Origin of the sequence: Nocardioides exalbidus (assembly GCF_900105585.1) — a bacterium.
GTDB lineage: Bacteria > Actinomycetota > Actinomycetes > Propionibacteriales > Nocardioidaceae > Nocardioides > Nocardioides exalbidus.
In genome coordinates this window covers 332518-351354 of record NZ_FNRT01000002.1, presented here as the reverse complement: position 1 = coordinate 351354, position 18837 = coordinate 332518, and the positions used below count along the sequence as shown (strand labels likewise).

The following is an 18837-nucleotide window of genomic DNA, read 5'->3' as shown; positions in this document are numbered from 1 at the left end:
GCACGCTCTCACGGACAGGCGTCAGGGGCGGAGCGGAGCGTGAGCCGCGTGCCCCTGCGTCGGCGCGGCCCCCAGGTCGTCGGCGATCGACACGAGCAGGCCACCGAGCATGAACGCGACGATCGCCGCGACGAGCGTGGGCGTGGCGAGGTCGGGGACGAGACGCCTGCTCCCGGTCGGGGTCGCGCCCATGTAGCCGTGGGTGAGGGCATGGCCCTTGCCGCGGGCGAGCAGCCACCGGTTGACCGGCCACGCCGCGAAGAAGGCGACCGTCAGCGACAGCATCATCGACCACCAGAACGTGGGGTTCACCAGGCCGGCGTCCATCGCGCCGGGGACGGCCACGACGACGAGGTTGTCCACGACCTCCATGGTGAGGATCGAGAGGGTGTCGGCGGCCAGCACCACCGAGAGCGCCGCGCCCACGGCGAGGCCGGCACGGAGGACTGGCAGCGTCGAGAGGGAGTAGCCGAAGACGAACGCGAGGGCGAACGACACGACCACCGTCGACGCGTTGCCCAGCCCCAGGGCCGTGCCCGCGATCAGTCCGACGATCTCGCCGATCGCGCAGCCGGTGAGGCAGTGCAACGTCGCCGAGACGGCCATCGCGTTGGTGCTGCCCGTCGAGTGGTGATCGTGCTCGTGACCGCTGTGCTCCATGAGCCCATCATACCCCCGCAGGGTATATGGTCCGACGGTCAGCTACCCGTCATCGAGTCGACGTCGAGGGCCGCGTCGAGCTGCTCCTCGGTGAGCTCGCCACGCTCGACGAAGCCCATCGCGATCACCGTCTCACGGATGGTGGCGCCCTCGGCGAGCGCCTGCTTGGCGACCTTGGCAGCGGCCTCGTAGCCGATGCGACCGTTGAGCGGCGTGACCACCGACGGGGACGACTCGGCGTAGCGGCGCATCCGGTCGGCGTCGGCGGTGATCCCGTCGACGCACCGCTCGGCCAGCAGCACCGTCGAGGTGGAGAGGACGTGGATCGACTCGAGCAGCGCGTGGGCCATCACCGGCATCTGGACGTTGAGCTCGAAGCTCCCGGACGCGCCGGCCCAGGCGATGGTCGCGTCGTTGCCGACGACCCGCGCGCAGACCATGAGGGTCGCCTCGGGCAGCACCGGGTTGACCTTGCCGGGCATGATGCTGGACCCCGGCTGGAGGTCGGGCAGGTGGATCTCGGCGAGGCCGGTCGTCGGTCCGGACGACATCCAGCGCAGGTCGTTGCACGCCTTGGTGAGACCGACCGCGATCGTGCGCAGCGCCCCGGACAGCTCGACCAGCGAGTCGCGCGTCCCCTGCGCCTCGAAGTGGTTGCGCGCCTCGGTGAAGGGCTGGCCCGTGCGCTCGGCCAGCGCCGCGATGGCCTTCTCGGCGAAGGCGTCCGGGGTGTTGATGCCGGTGCCCACCGCCGTACCTCCGAGCGGCAGCTCGCGGACCCGGGGGAGCACCGCCTCGAGCCGCTCGGCACCGAGCCGCAGCGTGGCGGCGTAGGCCCCCATCTCCTGGCCCAGCGTCACCGGCGTCGCGTCCATCAGGTGCGTGCGGCCGGCCTTGACCGTGTCGGCGAACTCGGTGGCCTTCGCCTCGAACGACGTCGCGAGCCGGTCGAGCGCCGGCAGCAGGTCGTCGACCACGGCGAGCGTCGCGGCGACGTGGATGCTGGTGGGGAAGGTGTCGTTGCTCGACTGCGAGGCGTTCACGTGGTCGTTGGGGTGCACGTCGACGCCCGCCCGCGCGGCCAGGGTCGCGATCACCTCGTTGGCGTTCATGTTGGAGCTCGTGCCGGAGCCGGTCTGGAAGACGTCGAGCGGGAAGTCGCCGGCGTGCTCACCGGCGACGATCTCCTCGGCCGCGGCGACGATCGCGCCGGCCCGCTCGTCGTCCAGCACGTCGAGCGCGCGGTTGGCGATCGCGGCCGCCGCCTTCACGTGGGCCATCGCCTGGACGTGCCGCGGCTGGAGGGTCAGGCCGCTGATCGGGAAGTTCTCGATCGCGCGCTGGGTCTGGGCCCGCCAGAGGGCGTCGACCGGGACCTCGACCTCGCCCATGGAGTCGTGCTCGATGCGCATCTCGCTCATGCCTCCCACGCTAGTCGTTGACAAATAGGTAACGGATCGGTTACCAATAGGGCATGGACCCGTTCGCCGCCCTGGCCGACCCGGTCCGGCGCGACCTGGTCGTCCGGCTCGCCGGGGGCCCGGCCCGGGTGGTCGACCTGGCCTCCGGGCACGCGATCAGCCGTCCGGCGATCAGCCGGCACCTCCGGCTGCTCACTCAGGCCGGCCTGGTCTCGGCCGAGGACCGCGGGCGCGAGCGCCACTACCGGCTCGAGCGCGGCGGGCTCGAGCCGGTCGCCGACCTGCTGACAGCGCTGCGCGAGACCCCGGTCCCGCCGATCGCCGACGCCGACCTCGACGGCCTCGAGCTCGAGGTGCGGCGCGCCGGTCGCGACCGTCGTACGAACCGCACCCACACCCAGGAGGACACCGCATGAGCACTCCCACGCCCGGTCCCACGCCAGCCCCGATGACCGGCCGCAAGGTCGACCGCGACGGGGAGAGCCTGCTCGTGATCGAGCGGCGGTTCCGCGCGCCGATCGACGACGTCTGGGCCGCGTGCACCGACCCCGAGCGGATGCAGCGCTGGATCGGCACGTGGAGCGGTGACCCCGCCTCCGGGTCGATCTCGTTCCGGATGACGGCCGAGGGTGAGGACGTGGAGGCCGAGGAGATGGACGTGCTCGCGTGCGAGCCGCCGCGTCGCTTCGCCGTCCGCGGGCGGGAGCCCCAGCCCTTCAGCGCCGACGGGTCCGGCGCCACGGCCTACTGGCAGATGGAGCTCGAGCTGGCCGAGGCCGACGGCGTCACGTCGCTCTCCTTCGTCCAGGTGCTCGCGGCCGGTGACCTGGGTCGCGAGATGGTCGCGAGCGTCGGCCCCGGCTGGGACTACTACCTCGACCGCCTGGTCGCGGATCTCGCCGGCGAGGACGTCGCCTCGGTGGAGTGGGCGGCGTACGAGGGCGGGTCGGACCACTACCGCTCGACCTTCGCCTGAGCACGCGTCGCACCTTCGCCAGCGTCGCACCACCCGCCACAATGGCATCGTGCGCCTGCGTCCTGGTCTCGGTCCCGCTCTCGGTCTCTCCCTCGTCCTCGTGGGGGTGGGCTCCGCCTGCTCGGTGCTCGGCGGCGAGGACGACACCGACCCGGCCGATGACCTCGCCACGGAGCTCGCGGCGTCGCTGTCGCAGCACACGCTGGGTGACCTGCCGCTGACGACCGAGGAGCAGCGCGACGCCTTCACCGAGCTCGTCACCCCGCTCGACGACCTGCCGGTGGCGGTCTCGGTGTCCTCGGTCGACACGACCGAGGAGGAGGGCTGGGCCGACGTCGGGCTGTCGTGGAGCTGGCAGGTCGCCGACGGCCAGACCTGGGCCTACGACACGACGGTGCGGCTCACGGCCGCCGGCGACGCGTGGTCGGTCGACTGGACGCCCGAGGCGCTGGCCTCCGACCTCGTCGAGGGCGACACGCTCGGCCTGCGCACGCTGACGCCCGACCGCGGCGACATCACCGGTGCCGACGGTGCCGTCCTCGTCACCGAGCGCCCGGTGCTGCGCTACGGGCTCGACAAGACCAAGGTCGAGGGAGCGCAGGTGGCCCGCAGCGCTCGCAGGATCGCGCGGATCCTCGACGTCGACCCGGCGTCCTACGTCGAGCGCGCGGAGGCGATGGGTGCGGAGGCCTTCGTGGAGGCGGTCGTCCTGCGCGAGGACGACGCGAAGCAGGTGCTGCCCGCCTTCCGCCGGGTGCCGGGCGCGCTCGCGGTCAACGACAGCCTGCCGCTCGCCCCGTCGCGTGAGTTCGCCGCGGCGCTGCTCGGCCGGGTCGGCGCCGCGACCGAGGACGTCGTCGAGGACTCCGGCGGCGCGATCGTCCCCGGCGACGAGGTCGGCCTGTCCGGCCTGCAGGCCCGCTACGACGAGCAGCTGCGCGGCGTCCCCGGCACGGCTGTCGTCGCGCGCGGCGCCGACGACCGGCTCCGCACCCTGTTCGAGGCTCCCGCCACCGACGGCACCCCCCTCGCCACGACGATCGACCCGGCCCTGCAGGACAAGGCCGAGCTCGCGCTCGCCGACGTCGGGCCGGCCAGCGCGATCGTCGCGATCAGGCCGTCCGACGGTGCGGTCCTCGCCACCGCCAACGGACCGGGTGCCGCCGGTGCCGACCTGGCCGACACGGGTCAGTACGCACCCGGCTCGACGTTCAAGGTGGTCAGCTCGCTGGCCCTGCTCCGGAGCGGGATGGAGCCCGGCGACCGGGTCCCGTGCCCGGCGACCACGGTCGTCGACGGGCGCTCCTTCAAGAACTACGACGACTACCCAGCCGCGGCGATCGGCGACATCACGTTCACCCAGGCCGTGGCGAACTCGTGCAACACCGCCTTCATCTCCCAGGTCGACCGGCTGGCGGACGGCGACCTGGCCGCCGCCGCGGCCGCGCTCGGGCTCGGCGTCGACCACGACCTCGGCTTCCCGGTCTACTTCGGCCAGGTGCCGCCACCGGAGACGGAGACCGGTGCCGCGGCCGACCTGATCGGCCAGGGCACGGTGCTCGCGAGCCCGTTCGCGATGGCGACGGTGGCCGCCTCGGTCGCGGCCGGCCGTACCGTGCTGCCGACGCTGCTGCCCGAGCACCAGGTCGAGCAGGTGCAGCCGGAGGTGCCGCTGACGAAGGGCGAGGCGACCCGGCTCCGCGGCCTCGTGCGCGCGGTCGTCGACACCGGGTCGGGGCGGTTCCTCCTGGACGTCCCCGGCGTCACGGGCGCCAAGACCGGCACCGCCGAGTACGGCGAGCCCGACGCCGCCGGCAACCTGCCGACGCACGCATGGATGATCGCGATCCGTGGCGACCTCGCCGTCGCGGTGTTCGTCGGGACCGGCGTCTCGGGGTCGCAGACGGCCGGCCCGGTCCTCGAGTCGTTCCTCCGCTAGGACTGCCGGGCGAGGTAGAGGAAGTACTCCTCGGGCCGGTCCTGCAGCAGCACGTCGTGGGCCTGCTCCTCGGCGTCGCCGAAGACCGCGCGCATCGCCGCGAGCAGCGCAGGAGCGGCGCTCGCCGACCAGATCACCAGCACCCCGCCGGGCGCGAGCACGTCGCGGCAGCGCTGGAGGAACGCCGACTCGTAGACCACCTCGTTGGCCGCGTGGACGAGGTAGCCCGGGCCGTTGTCGACGTCGAGCAGCACGAGGTCGTACGACGAGCGTGCTTCCGCGATCGCCATCGCGATGTCGGCGTTGACGACCGTCGCGCGGGTGTCCGCCAGCAGCGCGGGGCCGTGGGGGACCACCGTGGCGTCGCGCATCCACTGCACGAGGGGCTCCTCGATCTCGACGACCACCGCCCGCTCGACGCGCGGGTCGGCGAGCACCCGCTGGAGCGTGAAGCCGAGGCCGAGCCCGCCGATGAGCACGTTGCGCGGGTCGGCGACCACGGCGAGCGCCTGGGCGGCCAGCTCGATCTCGCTGGTGGTCTCGAGGGTGTCCATCACGAAGACCCCGTTGACCCGGAGCTCGAGCACGTCCGGTGCCGTGTCCGACGTGCGCCGGCGCAGCACCACCTCGCCACGCTCGGTCTCGGCCCGGGCGATCTCGACGCTCTCCACGGGCACATCCTCGCGGGTGCCTCGTGCGGCTCGACCGGCGAGGGTCAGGAGACGACGGTGACCGTGATCGCCGAGTCCGTGCAGCCCGAGGCCACGCTCGACAGCGCGCTCTTCTCGGAGGAGTCGGCGGTGAGGCCCCAGCGGATCTTCACCGCGACCCACTCCTTGACGTAGCGGCACTCGTTGATGGGCGGCAGCCACTCGGCGACGTCCTGGTCGCCCTTCGAGCGGTTGAGCGACGCGGTGACGCCGACCAGGGACCGGCTGTCGCCGAGGTCGTTGGCGTACGCCTCGCGCCGGGAGGCCGACCAGCCACCGGCCCCGGAGTCCCAGGCCTCGGCGAGCGGGACCATGTGGTCGATGTCGAGCGCGGAGGCCGAGGTCTGGGAGGCGCCGTCGTAGTAGGAGTACCACCGGCCGCCGCCCAAGCTGCACGACGATCCCACCGTCGGAGCGTCCTCCGCCTCGGAGACCAGCACCTCGTTGCGGGTGTCGCACCCGTCGCCGTCGGCGTCGACCCAGTGGTCGAACAGGTCGCGGTCGTAGCCGGTGCGGCTCTCCGTGCCGACCGGGATGGCCGAGATGCCGGACGTCAGCGTGCCGCTCCACGACGAGTCGGCGTGCGCCGCTCCGGAGGAGACGGCGACGAGGGCGCCGGTGACGAACAGTGCGCGTGCCGAGGTCGCGAGGACCCGCCCGAGGGAGATCATGCCCGTCATCCTGTGTCGCGCTCGCGCCCTCCCGGAACCCTCAGGTTCGTGCACTGCAAGGTCCTGACCCATGCCGGGGGACCGGCTCGGTGGCTCCGCACAGGCATTCGGAAACTGTCCAGGGATTGTCCACGGTGGGCGCGCCCGCATGCGTGCCTCAACGGCTGCCCACCGGCCGCGCTGGGCCTATTCTGGATGGGTGTACACCGTCAGCCGAGCCGCGCAGCTCACGGGCGTGCCGTCCGGGACGCTGCGCAAGTGGGAGCAGCGCTACGGCGTCGTGGTCCCGCAGCGGACGTCCGGCAACTACCGGCTGTACGACGACGAGGCCGTGCGCCGCCTGGTCGTGATGCGCAGCCTGGTGGACGCCGGCTGGTCGGCGCAGGAGGCCGCCCGGCGCGTGGTCGAGGACGCCGCCGGCGCGGAGTCGCAGCTCGCCCGGCCGGAGGTCGAGACGGCCGACCACCGTGTCGAGGAGCTGGCCGAGTGCGCCCGTGACTTCGACGTGCCCCGGCTCGAGAAGGCGCTCTCCGAGGCCTTCGTCGGGCGCGGGCTGGCCGACGTGGTCGACGAGTGGTTGATGCCCTCGCTCGTGCGGCTCGGCAGGGCGTGGCAGCGCGGTGACGTCTCCGTCGCCGGCGAGCACTTCGTCACCGCGGCCGTGCACCGCCGCCTCGCCCACACCTTCCAGTCGCTCCCCGCGGTGTCGTCGCACGCCCCGCGGGTCGTCGTCGGGCTGGTCCGTGGGTCGCGCCACGAGCTGGGCGTCCTGGCCTTCTCGCTCGTGCTGCGCTCGCACGGCGTCGCGGTGACCTACCTCGGCGGAGACCTGCCGCTCGAGGCGTGGATCGGCACGGTGGAGCTCCTCGAGCCCCGGGCCGTCGTGCTCGCCGTGCCCACGGTCGAGGACCTCCCCGCCGTGCGCGAGGCCACCGAGGCGCTGCTGCCGCTGACCGCCGTCATGCTCGGGGGAGCGCACCAGGGCGAGGTGGCCGGACCCGAGCACCTGGGCCACCGGGCGGGCGCGGCTGCCGTCGAGCTGGCCGACCGGCTCCTCGCCTGACGGCCCGGCTCAGCGCCTGAAGTCGACGACGCGGGTCGGTGCCACGCAGTCCGACCCGGTCCACCCCGTCCCGTGCCCGGCGTCGAGCTGGCACGTGTCGCTGGTCGGCGGCTCGGTCGAGGCCGGGGGCGCGAACGCCACGGTGCCGAGCGCTGCGACGAACATCGCGGCGACGCCGGCGACGTAGAGGCCCACGCTCGGGCGGTCGTCGCCGGGGTCACCGATCGGTGAGGTCGTCATGTCTGGCTCCCGTCTCTGTCCACAGTTTGTCCACGGTGTGTGGATGAGAGGACCGTAGAAGTTTGTCCATGGTTTGTCCACTCCGCTGCTACCGTAGGGGTGTGTACACGGCTGGTCGCACCGCAGAGCTCACGGGAGTGCCCCGGGAGACGCTGCGCAAGTGGGAGCAGCGCTACGGGGTGGTCCGGCCCGCCCGCAGCGAGGGCAACTACCGGCTCTACGACGACGACGCGGTCCGCCGGCTCTCGGTCATGCGCGACCTCGTGGACGCGGGGTGGTCCCCGCGGGAGGCGGCACGCCACGTGCTCGAGGAGCCGACCGCGAGCGCGGTGGCGCTCCCCGACGGGACGGAGGCGGCGTTCGGTCCGGTCGACGAGCTCACCGCGTGCGCGAACGACTTCGACCTCGTGCGGCTCGAGCAGGCCCTCGACAAGGCGTTCGCCCAGGACGACCTGCGCGCGGTGGTGGACGACTGGCTCATGCCGTCCCTGGTCCGCCTGGGCGAGGCCTGGCAGCAGGGAGCGGTCACGGTGGCGGGTGAGCACTTCGTGAGCGCAGCCGTGCTCCGACGGCTGTCCCAGACCTTCGAGCACCTCCCGCACGCGCCGTCGGGAGCGCCCCACGTCATGGTCGGCCTCGCCCGCGGCTCGCGCCACGAGCTCGGCGTGATGGCGTTCTCCGTCGTGCTGCGCAGCCGCGGGGTCCGGGTGACCTACCTCGGGGCGGACCTCCCGGTCGAGGCGTGGGTCGACACCGCCCGCGCCCTCCGTCCGGACGCCGTCGTGCTCGGCGTGCCGACGGTCGAGGACCTGCCGGCCGTGCGCGAGGCGGTCGGGGCGATCGCCCGGATCGCCCCCGTCCTCCTGGGCGGCGCCCACCAGGGGCGCGTCCCGCAGGCCGAGGGTCTGGGGCACCGGGCGGGGGAGGCGGCGCTCGCCCTCCGTGACCGGCTGGTGGCGACCTCGTAGGTCACCGGCGCCGTCCTACTCGGCCGAGCGGACCCGGATGCCGGCTCCCGTGAGCGAGCTCAGCGGGACCGTCACGGCGCCGGAGGGGTCGGTGAAGAAGTCGTTGCCCTTGTCGTCGACGACGATGAAGGCCGGGAAGTCCTCGACCTCGATCTTCCAGACGGCCTCCATGCCGAACTCCTCGTACTCCACGACCTGGACGGACCTGATGCAGTCCTGCGCGAGCCGGGCGGCGGGGCCGCCGATGGAGCCGAGGTAGAAGCCGCCGTGGGTGCCGCACGCCTCGGTGACCTGCTTGGACCGGTTGCCCTTGGCGAGCATGACCATCGATCCGCCCGCGGCCTGGAACTGCTCGACGTAGGAGTCCATCCGGCCCGCCGTCGTCGGCCCGAACGAGCCCGACGGCATGCCCTCGGGGGTCTTGGCCGGGCCTGCGTAGTAGACGGGGTGGTTCCTGAGGTAGTCGGGCATCTCCTCGCCGGCGTCGAGGCGCTCCTTGATCTTCGCGTGCGCGATGTCGCGCGCCACGACGAGCGGCCCGGTGAGCGAGAGCCGCGTCTTCACCGGGTGCTGCGAGAGCTCGGCGAGGATGTCGGACATCGGCTGGTTGAGGTCGACCTGCACCACCTCGCCGCCAGCGATGTCGTCGGCCATCCCGGCCTCGGGCATGTAGTGGGCCGGGTCGGTCTCGAGCTGCTCGAGGAAGACGCCGTCGGGGGTGATCTTGCCGAGCGCTTGGCGGTCGGCCGAGCAGGAGACGGCGATCGCGACGGGGCACGAGGCTCCGTGGCGGGGGAGGCGGATGACGCGGACGTCGTGGCAGAAGTACTTGCCGCCGAACTGCGCGCCGATGCCGAACGACTGGGTGAGCTCGAAGACCTGGGCCTCCAGCTCCGTGTCGCGGATGCCGTGCGCGGCCATCGAGCCCTCCGTCGGGAGGTCGTCGAGGTAGTGCGCGGAGGCGTACTTCGCGGTCTTGAGGGCGAACTCCGCGCTGGTGCCGCCGATGACGACGGCGAGGTGGTACGGCGGGCACGCGGCGGTGCCGAGCGAGCGGATCTTCTCGTCGAGGAACTCCATGAGGCGCGTCGGGTTGAGGACCGCCTTGGTCTCCTGGAAGAGGAACGACTTGTTGGCCGAGCCCCCGCCCTTGGCCATGAAGAGGAACTTGTACTCCGGGACGTCCTTCGCCGGCGTCGAGTAGAGCTCGATCTGCGCCGGCAGGTTGGTGCCGGTGTTCTTCTCCTCGAACGTCGTCAGCGGCGCGAGCTGGGAGTAGCGGAGGTTGAGCCGGGTGTAGGCGTCGTACACGCCCTTGCTGATCGCCTCGCCGTCGTCGGCCCCGGTGAGCACGCGCTCGGACTTCTTGCCCATCACGATCGCGGTGCCCGTGTCCTGGCACATCGGCAGCACGCCGCCGGCGGAGATGTTGACGTTCTTGAGCAGGTCGAGCGCGACGAAGCGGTCGTTGCCGGACGCCTCGGGGTCGTCGATGATCTTGCGCAGCTGGGCGAGGTGACCGGGCCGGAGGTAGTGGCTGATGTCGTGCATCGCCTCCTCGGTGAGCCGGCGGATCGCCTCGGGGTCGACCTTCAGGAAAGTCTGGCCGTCGACGTGATGAGTCGACACGCCCTCGGTCGTCACGAGCCGGTAGGGGGTCTCGGCCTCGCCGTTGGAACCGGCGGTCGGGAGGAGGTCTGAGTAGAGGAAGTCAGCGTCGCTCACGAGTGCTGAGCGTACGCGGACGCGCGTGGCGCGGACGCACGGGCCGGGGAGGCCGCCGGCCCGCCGGGCGTGGTGGTGGGTGAGGTGGTGGAGGCGCCCCCGGGATTCATCGCGCGTATCCACGACGTCCACTCGGGAGTAGCCTCCGGTCGGCGGGACCTACGAGGCTCCGCCCGGCAACTCGTGCTGATCTCGGAACTTCGCCCCTGGAGGTCTTCTTGAACACCCGCAAGACGCTCGTCTCCCTCGCCGCGATGGCGACCCTCTTCTCGGCCGCCGCGTGCGCCGCGCCCGAGAAGGAGAAGGACACCACGACCGAGAGCGGTGTCGACTCCGCCACGGCCACCTCCGCCGAGGACTTCGGTGGCATGGACGAGCTGGTCAAGGCCGCTCAGGACGAGGGCGAGCTCAACGTCATCGCCCTCCCGCCGGACTGGGCCAACTACGCCGAGGTCATCTCGACGTTCGAGGACAAGTACGACATCAAGGTCAACTCCGACCAGCCCGACGCGGCCTCGCAGGACGAGATCAACGCGGCCAACGACCTCAAGGGCACCGACCGCGCGCCCGACGTGTTCGACCTCGGCCAGTCGGTCGCGCTCGCCAACACCGACATGTTCGCGCCCTACCAGGTCGAGACGTTCGACGAGATCCCCGACGAGTTCAAGGACGCCGACGGCACCTGGGTCAACGACTACGGCGGCTACATGTCCATCGGCTACGACTCGGCCGTCGTGCCCGACATCACCTCGGTCGCCGACCTGCTCAAGCCGGAGTTCAAGGGCAAGGTCGCGCTCAACGGCGACCCGACGCAGGCCGGCGCCGCGTTCAGCGGCGTGATGATGGCGGCCATCGCCAACGGCGGCTCCGCCGACGACATCGCCCCCGGCGTCGACTTCTTCTCCGAGCTCAAGAAGGCCGGCAACTTCCTCACCGTCGACCCCGAGTCGGCGACCATCGAGCAGGGCACGACGCCGGTCGTCATCGACTGGGACTACCTCGGCGCAGCCGCGGCAGCCAACGTCGACACGTGGAAGACGGTCGTCCCTGAGGAGGCCGTGGTCGCGGGTTACTACTACCAGGCGATCAACGCCGACGCGCCGCACCCGGCCGCCGCGCGCCTGTGGCAGGAGTTCCTCTACAGCGACGAGGGCCAGAACCTCTGGCTCAAGGGTGGCGCCCGACCGGTCCGCGGTGACGCGATGGCCGAGGCCGGCACCATCGACGCCGACCTGTGGGACGCCCTGCCCGAGGTCACCGGCGACCCGGTGATCCCGACCGACGACCAGACGGTCAAGGCCGGGGAGTACCTCGCTGCGAACTGGTCCAAGGCGATCCGCTGAGCACGACCGCTCCGAGCGGGGCTCCGGGCCGGCGGTTCGCCGTCGGCCCGGTCCTCCCGCTCCTCCCGTTCCTGCTGTTCGTCCTCGTCTTCCTGGTCGTCCCGACGCTCACCGTCGTGCTCGGCGCCTTCCAGGACGAGGCCGGCGCCCTGACGTTCGGCAACCTCGACGCCCTCACCAGCGACGCGGCGCTCACCGCGCTCAAGGGGTCGTTGATCCTCTCCGCGTCGACCGCGGTCATCGGCGCCGTGCTGGGCGCGCTGCTGGCCTACCTCGTCGTCTCGATGCCCGAGTCGAGCCTGCTCCGGCGCACGACGCTCGCGGTGAGCGGCGTGCTCGCGCAGTTCGGCGGCGTCGTGCTCGCGTTCGCGTGGATCGCGACCATCGGCCCGGTGGGCGTGATCACCAAGGCCGTCGACGCGATGGTGGGCGTCAACCTCTACGGCTCCGGCTGGCTGTTCGGGCTGCCCGGCCTGGTCGTCGTCTACTGCTACTTCCAGATCCCGCTGATGGTCATCGTCTTCGCCCCGGCCTTCGAGGGGCTGCGTCCCCAGTGGCGGGAGGCCGCGACGAACCTCGGTGCCTCCACCTGGGACTACTGGCGCCACGTCGCGATCCCGCTGCTGACGCCGGCCTTCCTCGGCGCGACCCTGCTGCTCTTCGCGAACGCGTTCGCGGCGTACGCCACCGCGGCGGTGCTGGTCAGCCAGGGCCAGCCGATCGTCCCGCTGCTCATCCGGCAGGCGATCACCAGCGAGGTGCTGCTCGGCCAGGCCAACGTCGGCTTCGCGCTGGCGCTCGAGATGATCGTCGTGGTGACCATCGTGATGGTGGCCTACAACGTGCTGCTGAAGCGGACGTCGAGGTGGATGCGATGACGCCCACCCGGTCGTTCCGGATCCTGCGTGCGGTGCTGCTGCTCGCGTTCGCGGCGTACTTCTTCGTGCCGCTGCTGGCGATGTTCGACTTCTCCACCCAGGCCCGGGGCAGCGCCGAGGGTCGCACCTGGGAGAGCTGGGCCTACATGGTCACCGACGAGGACCTCCGGTCCTCGATCATCGCCTCGCTGCTGCTGGCGCTCTTCACCGTCGTGCTGATGGTGGCGTTGCTGGTGCCGACGATGGTGTGGGTGCGGCTGCGGGTGCCGAGGGCGCGCAAGCTCGTCGAGTTCCTCTGCCTGCTTCCCCTGACGATCCCCGCGCTGGTGATCGTCGTGGGCATCAGCAACGTCTACTCGTGGGTGACCTACCTGCTCGGTGACTCACCGCTCGTGCTCACCTTCGCCTACGTGGTGCTGGTGCTGCCCTACTCCTACCGGGCCATCGACGCGGCGCTGTCCGCGATCGACGTCCGCACCCTCGCGGAGGCGGCCCGCTCGCTGGGTGCGGGCTGGCTGACCGTGATCGTGCGCATCGTCCTGCCCAACATCACCAGCGGCGTCCTCGGTGCGGCCTTCATCTCCGTCGCGCTCGTGATGGGGGAGTACGTCTTCGCCTCGCTGCTGCACTTCGACACCCTCCCCGTGGCGATGGCGGCGCTCAACCGGAGCAACTCGCCCGCGGCCATGGCCGCAGCCCTCGCCTCGATGGTCTTCGTGTCGGTGCTGCTCGTCGGCCTCACCTTCCTCAGCCGTGACCGGCACAAGCAAGGAGCATCCTCATGACCGCCCTCACCACCGAGCGTGGCCTCGCCGTCGAGCTGACCGACCTGACCCGCGTCTACGGGGCGGTGCGCGCCCTCGACGGGCTCACCCTGCACCTCGAGCCGGGGGAGCTGGTCTGCCTGCTCGGCCCGTCGGGCTGCGGCAAGACCACCGCGCTGCGCATCCTCGCCGGGCTCGACCACCCGACCGCCGGGACGGTGACGGTCGGCGGCAAGGACCTGACGAAGGTGCCGGCCAGCAAGCGCGACATGGGGATGGTCTTCCAGGCCTACAGCCTCTTCCCCCACATGACCGTGGTCGACAACGTCGCCTTCGGCCTCAAGCTCCGTGGCAAGGACGGTGCCTCGCGACGCAAGCGGGCCGGCGACATGCTCGACCTCGTCGGGCTGGGACAGCACGCCGACCGCTACGCCCACCAGCTCTCGGGCGGCCAGCAGCAGCGTGTCGCCCTCGCCCGGGCGCTCGCGATCGAGCCGTCGGTGCTGCTGCTCGACGAGCCGCTCTCGGCGCTCGACGCGAAGGTGCGCGTGCAGCTGCGCGACGAGATCCGCCGCGTGCAGATCGAGGTCGGCACGACGACCCTCTTCGTCACCCACGACCAGGAGGAGGCGCTCGCCGTCGCAGACCGGGTCGGCGTGATGAACGCCGGCCGGCTCGAGCAGCTCGCGACGCCGACCGAGCTCTACTCCTCGCCGGCCACGCAATTCGTCGGCGAGTTCGTCGGGCTCAGCAACCGGATCCCGGCGCAGGTCGGCGGGGGTACGGCGACGGTGCTGGGGCAGGCGGTGCCCGTCCTGCCGGGATCGGCCGAGGGCAGCGGCTTCGCACTCGTCCGGCCCGAGGCGGTCTCCGTCGTCGCGGACGCCGCCGGTCAGGGCACGGTCACGACCGTGCAGTTCCTCGGTCCGCTCTCGCGGGTCACCTGCTCGCTGGCCGACGGCACGGACGTCGTCGCCCAGCTCGCCAGCTCGGACGCCGTCCGGCTCGCGGCGGGAGACGTCGTACGCCTCGAGGTGGCGCCGGCGCCCGTCCTGGTCGTCGCCTGACCCGAGGCCGGGACAGCCCTCAGGAGGTCGGCTGGTCGGGCTCCGGCCCGGCCTCGCCGGCCTCCTGCTGCGTCCTCTTCTGCTCCTGGGCCCTGCGGCGCTGCTCCTCGGCCCGCTCGCGCACCTTCTTCAGGAAGGCGTCGTCCGCCTCGGGGTCCGCCGCGGCGAACCGACCCGGCCGGTCGTACTCCGGGAACGCGCTCGCGCTCCGCTCGTAGGGGCCCGACCGGCGGGGCGCCCGCACCGGCCGTCCGGCGGCGAGCCACGCGATCGACCCGACGAACGGGAAGAACAGGATCAGCACGATCCACAGGATCTTGGACAGGTTGCGCACCTCGTCGTCGCGGCTCGAGATGGCTTCCACCACGCAGTAGATGGACAGCACGATCGGGACCAGGAAGAACAGCAACCGAAGCATGGGACCCCCGCAGGTCGGCCCGGCCGGGGCCACGGTCGACGGTCCGATCCGTCGCGGCGGCAGCGTAGCGCGGGTCGATGGGCGGTGGGCGAAGTCCCTGATTTGCACCATGGGGCCAAGAGTGCAAAACTGCACTGTGTGTCCGATAGTGCAATTCAGGGTGCCGGGCGAGGGCGCGGCAGGCGCGCCACGCAGCTCCGCATCGCCGACGCCGCGCAGCGCCTCGCCGACGAGCGCGGCAGTGTCGACGGCTTCACGATGGAGGAGCTCGCCGAGGCGTCGGACGTCTCGCGCCGCACCCTGTTCAACCACTACCCGAGCAAGGTCGACGCCGTGCTCGGGCCGGAGCTCGACCTCGACTCGCAGGAGCTCGAGCTGTTCCGGAGCGGCGGCCCGACCGGCGACCTGGTCGACGACCTCCAGGCCCTGCTGCTCAACCTCCTCGAGAACGAGGACGTCGACGTCGCGACGATCCAGCGCTTCGACCGCATCGTCCACGCCAACCCGGTCCTGCTCATCACGCTGAAGCAGCGCATGCGTCGGCTGGTCGAGCAGCTCGTCGACGTCGCCGCCCAGCGGCCCGGGGGCGACCTGCCCGTGCGCGACATGCAGATCGCCATCGCGGTCGTCGGTGGCGTCACCGAGGCCGCCGTCACCGCCTTCGTCGACGACCCCGAGCAGGACTTCGCCCAGCTCATCGTCGACGGCATCGCCACGGTCCGCCGGCTCTTCGGCTGATCCCGGCTCCGCCTCACTCATCCACTCACCGATCCAGCACGCACCACTCGACGGGGGAACCTTCCCATGGCACGTCTTCTCCACCGCCTCGGCCGCACGGCCCACCGGCGCTGGTACGCCTTCATCGCCGCCTGGCTCGTCGCGCTGGTCGCGGTCGGCTTCACCGCCACCGCCATCAGCAAGCCGATGACCGACGCCTTCTCCATCCCGGGCATCCCGTCGGAGAAGGCCGCCGACCTCCAGGCCGAGCTCTTCCCGGACTCGGTCGACGCCTTCGACCAGGCCGGCATCACGGTCGTCGTCGCCGCGCCCGAGGGGCACACCCTCGCCGAGGAGCCGTACGCCGGCCAGGTCGGCGACCTGGTCGCCGAGCTGGCCGACACCCCGCAGGCGCCGGCCGCCGACACGATCCTCGACCCGGTCACGGCCGCGGACGCCCAGGAGCAGCAGATGGTCGACGCCGTGGTCGAGGCCGGGGGTGACGAGGGGCAGGCTCGCGAGAACTTCGCCGCGCTGTCACCGCTGTCCGACGACGGCCGCATCGGCACGATCACCTACGCCCTCGACGTGGACCAGGTCACCGACGTCGAGCCGGCGACGGTCGAGGCGATCAAGGACGCCGTCGCCGACGCCAACACGGGTGGCCTGACCGCCGAGGTCAACGGCTCCGGACTCATCGCGCAGCTGGAGGGCGGCTCGTCCGAGCTCATCGGCATCGGTGTCGCCGTCGTCGTGCTGCTCATCGTCTTCGGCTCCGTCGTCGCCGCGGGCATCCCGATCATCACCGCGCTGATCGGCCTCGGCACCGGCCTGCTCGGCGTCGTCGGTGCGACCGCGTTCTTCGACATCGGCTCGAGCACGCCGATCCTGGCGAGCATGATCGGCCTCGCGGTCGGCATCGACTACGCGCTCTTCATCCTCGCCCGCTACCGCAGCGAGCTCGACCACACCGACGACCGCGCGGAGGCGATGGGCATCGCCACCGGCACCGCCGGGTCGGCCGTCGTCTTCGCCGGCCTGACCGTGCTGATCGCGCTCTCGGCCCTGTCCGTCGTCGGCATCCCGTTCCTGACGAGCATGGGCCTCGCGGCCGCCGGCACCGTCCTGATCGCCGTCCTCGTCGCGCTCACCCTGCTCCCCGCGGTCCTCGGCATGCTGGGGTCGAAGGCCTTCGGTGGCCGGGTCCGCCGCTACCGCCCGCAGCGCGACGAGAAGGGCCGGGTGCTCAACAACGGCGTCCGCTGGGCTCGCCTCGTCGGCCGGGCGCCCGTGGCCGCGATCCTGCTCGTCGTCGTCGGCCTCGGCGCGCTCGCCGTACCCGTCGCGAACCTGCACCTGGCCTTCCCGACCGATTCCACCGCGTCGCCGGAGACCACCCAGCGCCGCGCCGCCGACCTCGTGACCGAGGGATTCGGCCCCGGCCGCCAGGGTCCGCTCGTGGTCGTCGTCGACGCGCGTGACGTCGCCGAGGACGAGCGCGGCACCGCCTTCGGCGAGGTGGTCGACTGGGCCGCCGGCATGGACGGCGTCGTCAACGCCCAGGTCGTCGCCACCAACGAGGACGGCACCGGCGCCCAGGTGATGATCACGCCCGCCACGGGGGCGGACGAGGTCGCCACCGAGGACCTGCTGCACGAGCTGCGCGACGGCCAGGCGGCCATCGAGTCCGAGACCGGCACGACGACCGGCGTCACCGGCATCACCGCGATCCAGGCCGACGTCTCCGAGAAGCTCGCCGACGCGCTGCCGGTCTACCTCGCCGTCGTCATCGGCCTCGCGTTCCTGCTGCTGATGCTGGTCTTCCGCTCGATCCTGGTGCCGCTGACCGCGACGCTCGGCTTCCTGCTCTCGGTGCTGGCCACGCTCGGCGCGACGGTGCTGGTGTTCCAGGACGGGATGTTCGGGATCGTGGAGGGCGCACCGCTCGTGTCCTTCATGCCGATCTTCCTGATCGGCGTGGTCTTCGGGCTGGCGATGGACTACCAGGTCTTCCTCGTCACCCGGATCCGCGAGGCGCACGTGCACGGCGCGTCGATGCGCGAGGCGGTCGTCGACGGCTTCCGCAACTCGGCGCGCGTCGTCTCGGCCGCCGCCGTGATCATGACCTCGGTCTTCGCGGCCTTCATGCTCACCGACGAGCCGATCATCAAGTCGATGGGCTTCGCGCTCGCCGTCGCGGTCCTCTTCGACGCCTTCATCGTGCGGATGGTGCTCGTCCCGGCGCTGCTCTACCTCATGGGCGAGAAGGCCTGGTGGCTGCCGAGGTGGCTCGACCGCCTGCTGCCGGTGATCGACGTCGAGGGCGAGTCGCTCGACCGTGGCCATGCCTCGGCCCAGTGGCGCGAGGAGCCCGAGCCCGAGCTGGTCGGCTGACTCCTACCGGGGAGTCACCGGATATCCGGTGACTCCCCGGGGAATGCGGTTCTCGTGACGCGAATCCCACGTCACGAGGACCGCACTGTCGTCCGAGGCCTACTTCCAGGCGGCCACCAGCGCAGCGAGGTCGGGAGCGAGCTCCTTCATCAGGAGAGGCCCGAAGGTCACCCGGTGCACGCCCAGTGCGCGGAGCTCGTCGAGCGAGCCCGACGGAGCACCCGACCTCGGGTTGGCGGTCACGTTGACCGGCCCGTCCAGCGCGTCGAGCAGCGCCTTCAGGGTCGAGGCGTCGGGCACGCGCACGGGGTAGCTGCTCCGCGACCCGGCCGCCTCGCACGCCTGCATCCGGGTGATGGCCTCGGCGAGCGGGTCGTCGAACTGCCCGTCCTTCATGAAGACGTCGGTGCGGGCGTTGACGACGAGGTCGACGCCGGCCGCGTCCGCGGCCTGCCGGATCGCACCGATGTAGTCGGCATGCTCCTCCACGTCGCGCAGCCGCCCGCCCTCGGAGTGCACGGTGTCCTCGATGTTGACGCCCACCGCGCCGGCCTCGAGCAGGCGCTCGACGAGCTCGTGCGCCGGTGCACCGTAGCCGGACTCCATGTCGGCGGAGACCGGGACGTCGGGGACCGCGGAGCAGACTCGGCGGACGCCGTCGAGCGCGTCGTCGATCGTCATCCCCTCGTTGTCGGCCTGCCCACGAGAGTCCGCCAGCGGGTGGCTTCCGATGGTGAGGGCCGAGAAGCCCGCGTCGACGACGGTCCGGGCGGACCAGGCGTCCCAGACGGTGGGCAGGACCAGCGTGGAGCCCGTGTGGTGGAGGTCGAGCAGCGTGGTGGCGCGAGTGGCGATGTCCATGACCCGAGGCTTCCACGGAAGG

Annotated in this window: 19 protein-coding genes; 11 read left to right on the top strand and 8 right to left on the bottom strand. The window is 71.9% G+C overall.

Annotation, left to right across the window (positions count from 1 at the left end; translation table 11 throughout):
• Positions 1-21 precede the first annotated feature (21 nt).
• Positions 22-660 (bottom strand): DUF4396 domain-containing protein, encoded by a 639-nt coding sequence (locus BLV76_RS02095; RefSeq protein ID WP_245734503.1) that lies wholly within the window; start codon positions 658-660, stop codon positions 22-24.
• Positions 661-698: 38 nt separating this feature from the next.
• Complete coding sequence (locus tag BLV76_RS02090; protein WP_090967642.1) at positions 699-2081, bottom strand: class II fumarate hydratase; 1383 nt, start codon at positions 2079-2081, stop codon at positions 699-701.
• Between the two features lie 53 nt (positions 2082-2134).
• Between BLV76_RS02090 and BLV76_RS02085 the strand changes: the two genes are divergently transcribed.
• Genes BLV76_RS02085 through BLV76_RS02075 form a run of 3 tightly spaced genes read left to right on the top strand, consistent with a single transcriptional unit; the run spans position 2135 to position 4996 of the window.
• Positions 2135-2497: an ArsR/SmtB family transcription factor gene (locus tag BLV76_RS02085; RefSeq protein WP_090967641.1), complete on the top strand. Its 363-nt coding sequence runs from the start codon at positions 2135-2137 to the stop codon at positions 2495-2497.
• On the top strand, positions 2494-3057 hold the full coding sequence (locus BLV76_RS02080; protein ID WP_175539538.1) for an SRPBCC family protein: 564 nt from the start codon (positions 2494-2496) through the stop codon (positions 3055-3057). The genes BLV76_RS02085 and BLV76_RS02080 overlap by 4 nt, the downstream gene beginning before the upstream one ends.
• 49 nt (positions 3058-3106) lie before the next feature.
• On the top strand, positions 3107-4996 hold the full coding sequence (locus BLV76_RS02075; RefSeq protein WP_139306440.1) for a penicillin-binding transpeptidase domain-containing protein: 1890 nt from the start codon (positions 3107-3109) through the stop codon (positions 4994-4996).
• Here BLV76_RS02075 and BLV76_RS02070 read toward each other — a convergent pair.
• Both BLV76_RS02070 and BLV76_RS02065 read right to left on the bottom strand, forming a co-directional pair.
• Positions 4993-5667, bottom strand: a complete 675-nt coding sequence (locus tag BLV76_RS02070) for a spermidine synthase (protein WP_090967638.1) — start codon at positions 5665-5667, stop codon at positions 4993-4995. The two genes, BLV76_RS02075 and BLV76_RS02070, sit on opposite strands and share 4 nt — an antisense overlap.
• 44 nt (positions 5668-5711) lie before the next feature.
• On the bottom strand, positions 5712-6377 hold the full coding sequence (locus BLV76_RS02065) for an HNH endonuclease family protein (RefSeq protein ID WP_090967637.1): 666 nt from the start codon (positions 6375-6377) through the stop codon (positions 5712-5714).
• A 199-nt stretch (positions 6378-6576) separates the two neighbouring features.
• Between BLV76_RS02065 and BLV76_RS02060 the strand changes: the two genes are divergently transcribed.
• The gene (locus tag BLV76_RS02060; RefSeq protein ID WP_175539537.1) at positions 6577-7440 is read left to right on the top strand and encodes a MerR family transcriptional regulator; all 864 of its coding nucleotides are present in this window, start codon (positions 6577-6579) and stop codon (positions 7438-7440) included.
• A gap of 9 nt (positions 7441-7449) precedes the next feature.
• On the opposite strand, the gene BLV76_RS02055 is transcribed toward BLV76_RS02060, so the two are convergent.
• Positions 7450-7680: a hypothetical protein gene (locus BLV76_RS02055; RefSeq protein ID WP_090967635.1), complete on the bottom strand. Its 231-nt coding sequence runs from the start codon at positions 7678-7680 to the stop codon at positions 7450-7452.
• Between the two features lie 101 nt (positions 7681-7781).
• Between BLV76_RS02055 and BLV76_RS02050 the strand changes: the two genes are divergently transcribed.
• Positions 7782-8648, top strand: coding sequence for a MerR family transcriptional regulator (locus BLV76_RS02050; protein WP_175539536.1), 867 nt, complete (start codon positions 7782-7784; stop codon positions 8646-8648).
• A gap of 15 nt (positions 8649-8663) precedes the next feature.
• On the opposite strand, the gene BLV76_RS02045 is transcribed toward BLV76_RS02050, so the two are convergent.
• The gene (locus tag BLV76_RS02045; protein ID WP_090967633.1) at positions 8664-10373 is read right to left on the bottom strand and encodes a fumarate hydratase; all 1710 of its coding nucleotides are present in this window, start codon (positions 10371-10373) and stop codon (positions 8664-8666) included.
• A gap of 218 nt (positions 10374-10591) precedes the next feature.
• On the opposite strand from BLV76_RS02045, the gene BLV76_RS02040 reads away from it, so the two are divergent.
• The 4 genes from BLV76_RS02040 to BLV76_RS02025 all read left to right on the top strand — a co-directional run bounded on the left by BLV76_RS02040 (position 10592) and on the right by BLV76_RS02025 (position 14425).
• Positions 10592-11716, top strand: coding sequence for an ABC transporter substrate-binding protein (locus BLV76_RS02040; RefSeq protein ID WP_217630235.1), 1125 nt, complete (start codon positions 10592-10594; stop codon positions 11714-11716).
• A gap of 116 nt (positions 11717-11832) precedes the next feature.
• Positions 11833-12594 carry an ABC transporter permease gene (locus BLV76_RS02035; protein ID WP_217630234.1) on the top strand — a complete coding sequence of 254 codons (762 nt, stop codon included), beginning with the start codon at positions 11833-11835 and terminating at the stop codon, positions 12592-12594.
• A complete protein-coding gene (locus BLV76_RS02030) occupies positions 12591-13379 on the top strand; it encodes an ABC transporter permease (protein WP_090967632.1) in 789 nt (262 codons plus the stop codon). The genes BLV76_RS02035 and BLV76_RS02030 overlap by 4 nt, the downstream gene beginning before the upstream one ends.
• Positions 13376-14425, top strand: a complete 1050-nt coding sequence (locus tag BLV76_RS02025) for an ABC transporter ATP-binding protein (protein ID WP_090967631.1) — start codon at positions 13376-13378, stop codon at positions 14423-14425. The genes BLV76_RS02030 and BLV76_RS02025 overlap by 4 nt, the downstream gene beginning before the upstream one ends.
• A gap of 19 nt (positions 14426-14444) precedes the next feature.
• On the opposite strand, the gene BLV76_RS02020 is transcribed toward BLV76_RS02025, so the two are convergent.
• Positions 14445-14843, bottom strand: a complete 399-nt coding sequence (locus BLV76_RS02020) for a PLD nuclease N-terminal domain-containing protein (protein WP_090967630.1) — start codon at positions 14841-14843, stop codon at positions 14445-14447.
• Between the two features lie 138 nt (positions 14844-14981).
• Between BLV76_RS02020 and BLV76_RS02015 the strand changes: the two genes are divergently transcribed.
• Both BLV76_RS02015 and BLV76_RS02010 read left to right on the top strand, forming a co-directional pair.
• Entirely contained in the window at positions 14982-15581 is a 600-nt protein-coding gene (locus BLV76_RS02015; protein ID WP_175539535.1) for a TetR/AcrR family transcriptional regulator, read from the top strand.
• A 66-nt stretch (positions 15582-15647) separates the two neighbouring features.
• Positions 15648-17954, top strand: a complete 2307-nt coding sequence (locus BLV76_RS02010; protein ID WP_090967629.1) for an MMPL family transporter — start codon at positions 15648-15650, stop codon at positions 17952-17954.
• Positions 17955-18053: 99 nt separating this feature from the next.
• Here the strand turns inward: BLV76_RS02010 and BLV76_RS02005 are convergent, their stop codons facing one another.
• Positions 18054-18815 (bottom strand): isocitrate lyase/PEP mutase family protein, encoded by a 762-nt coding sequence (locus tag BLV76_RS02005; RefSeq protein ID WP_090967628.1) that lies wholly within the window; start codon positions 18813-18815, stop codon positions 18054-18056.
• Positions 18816-18837: the final 22 nt, after the last annotated feature.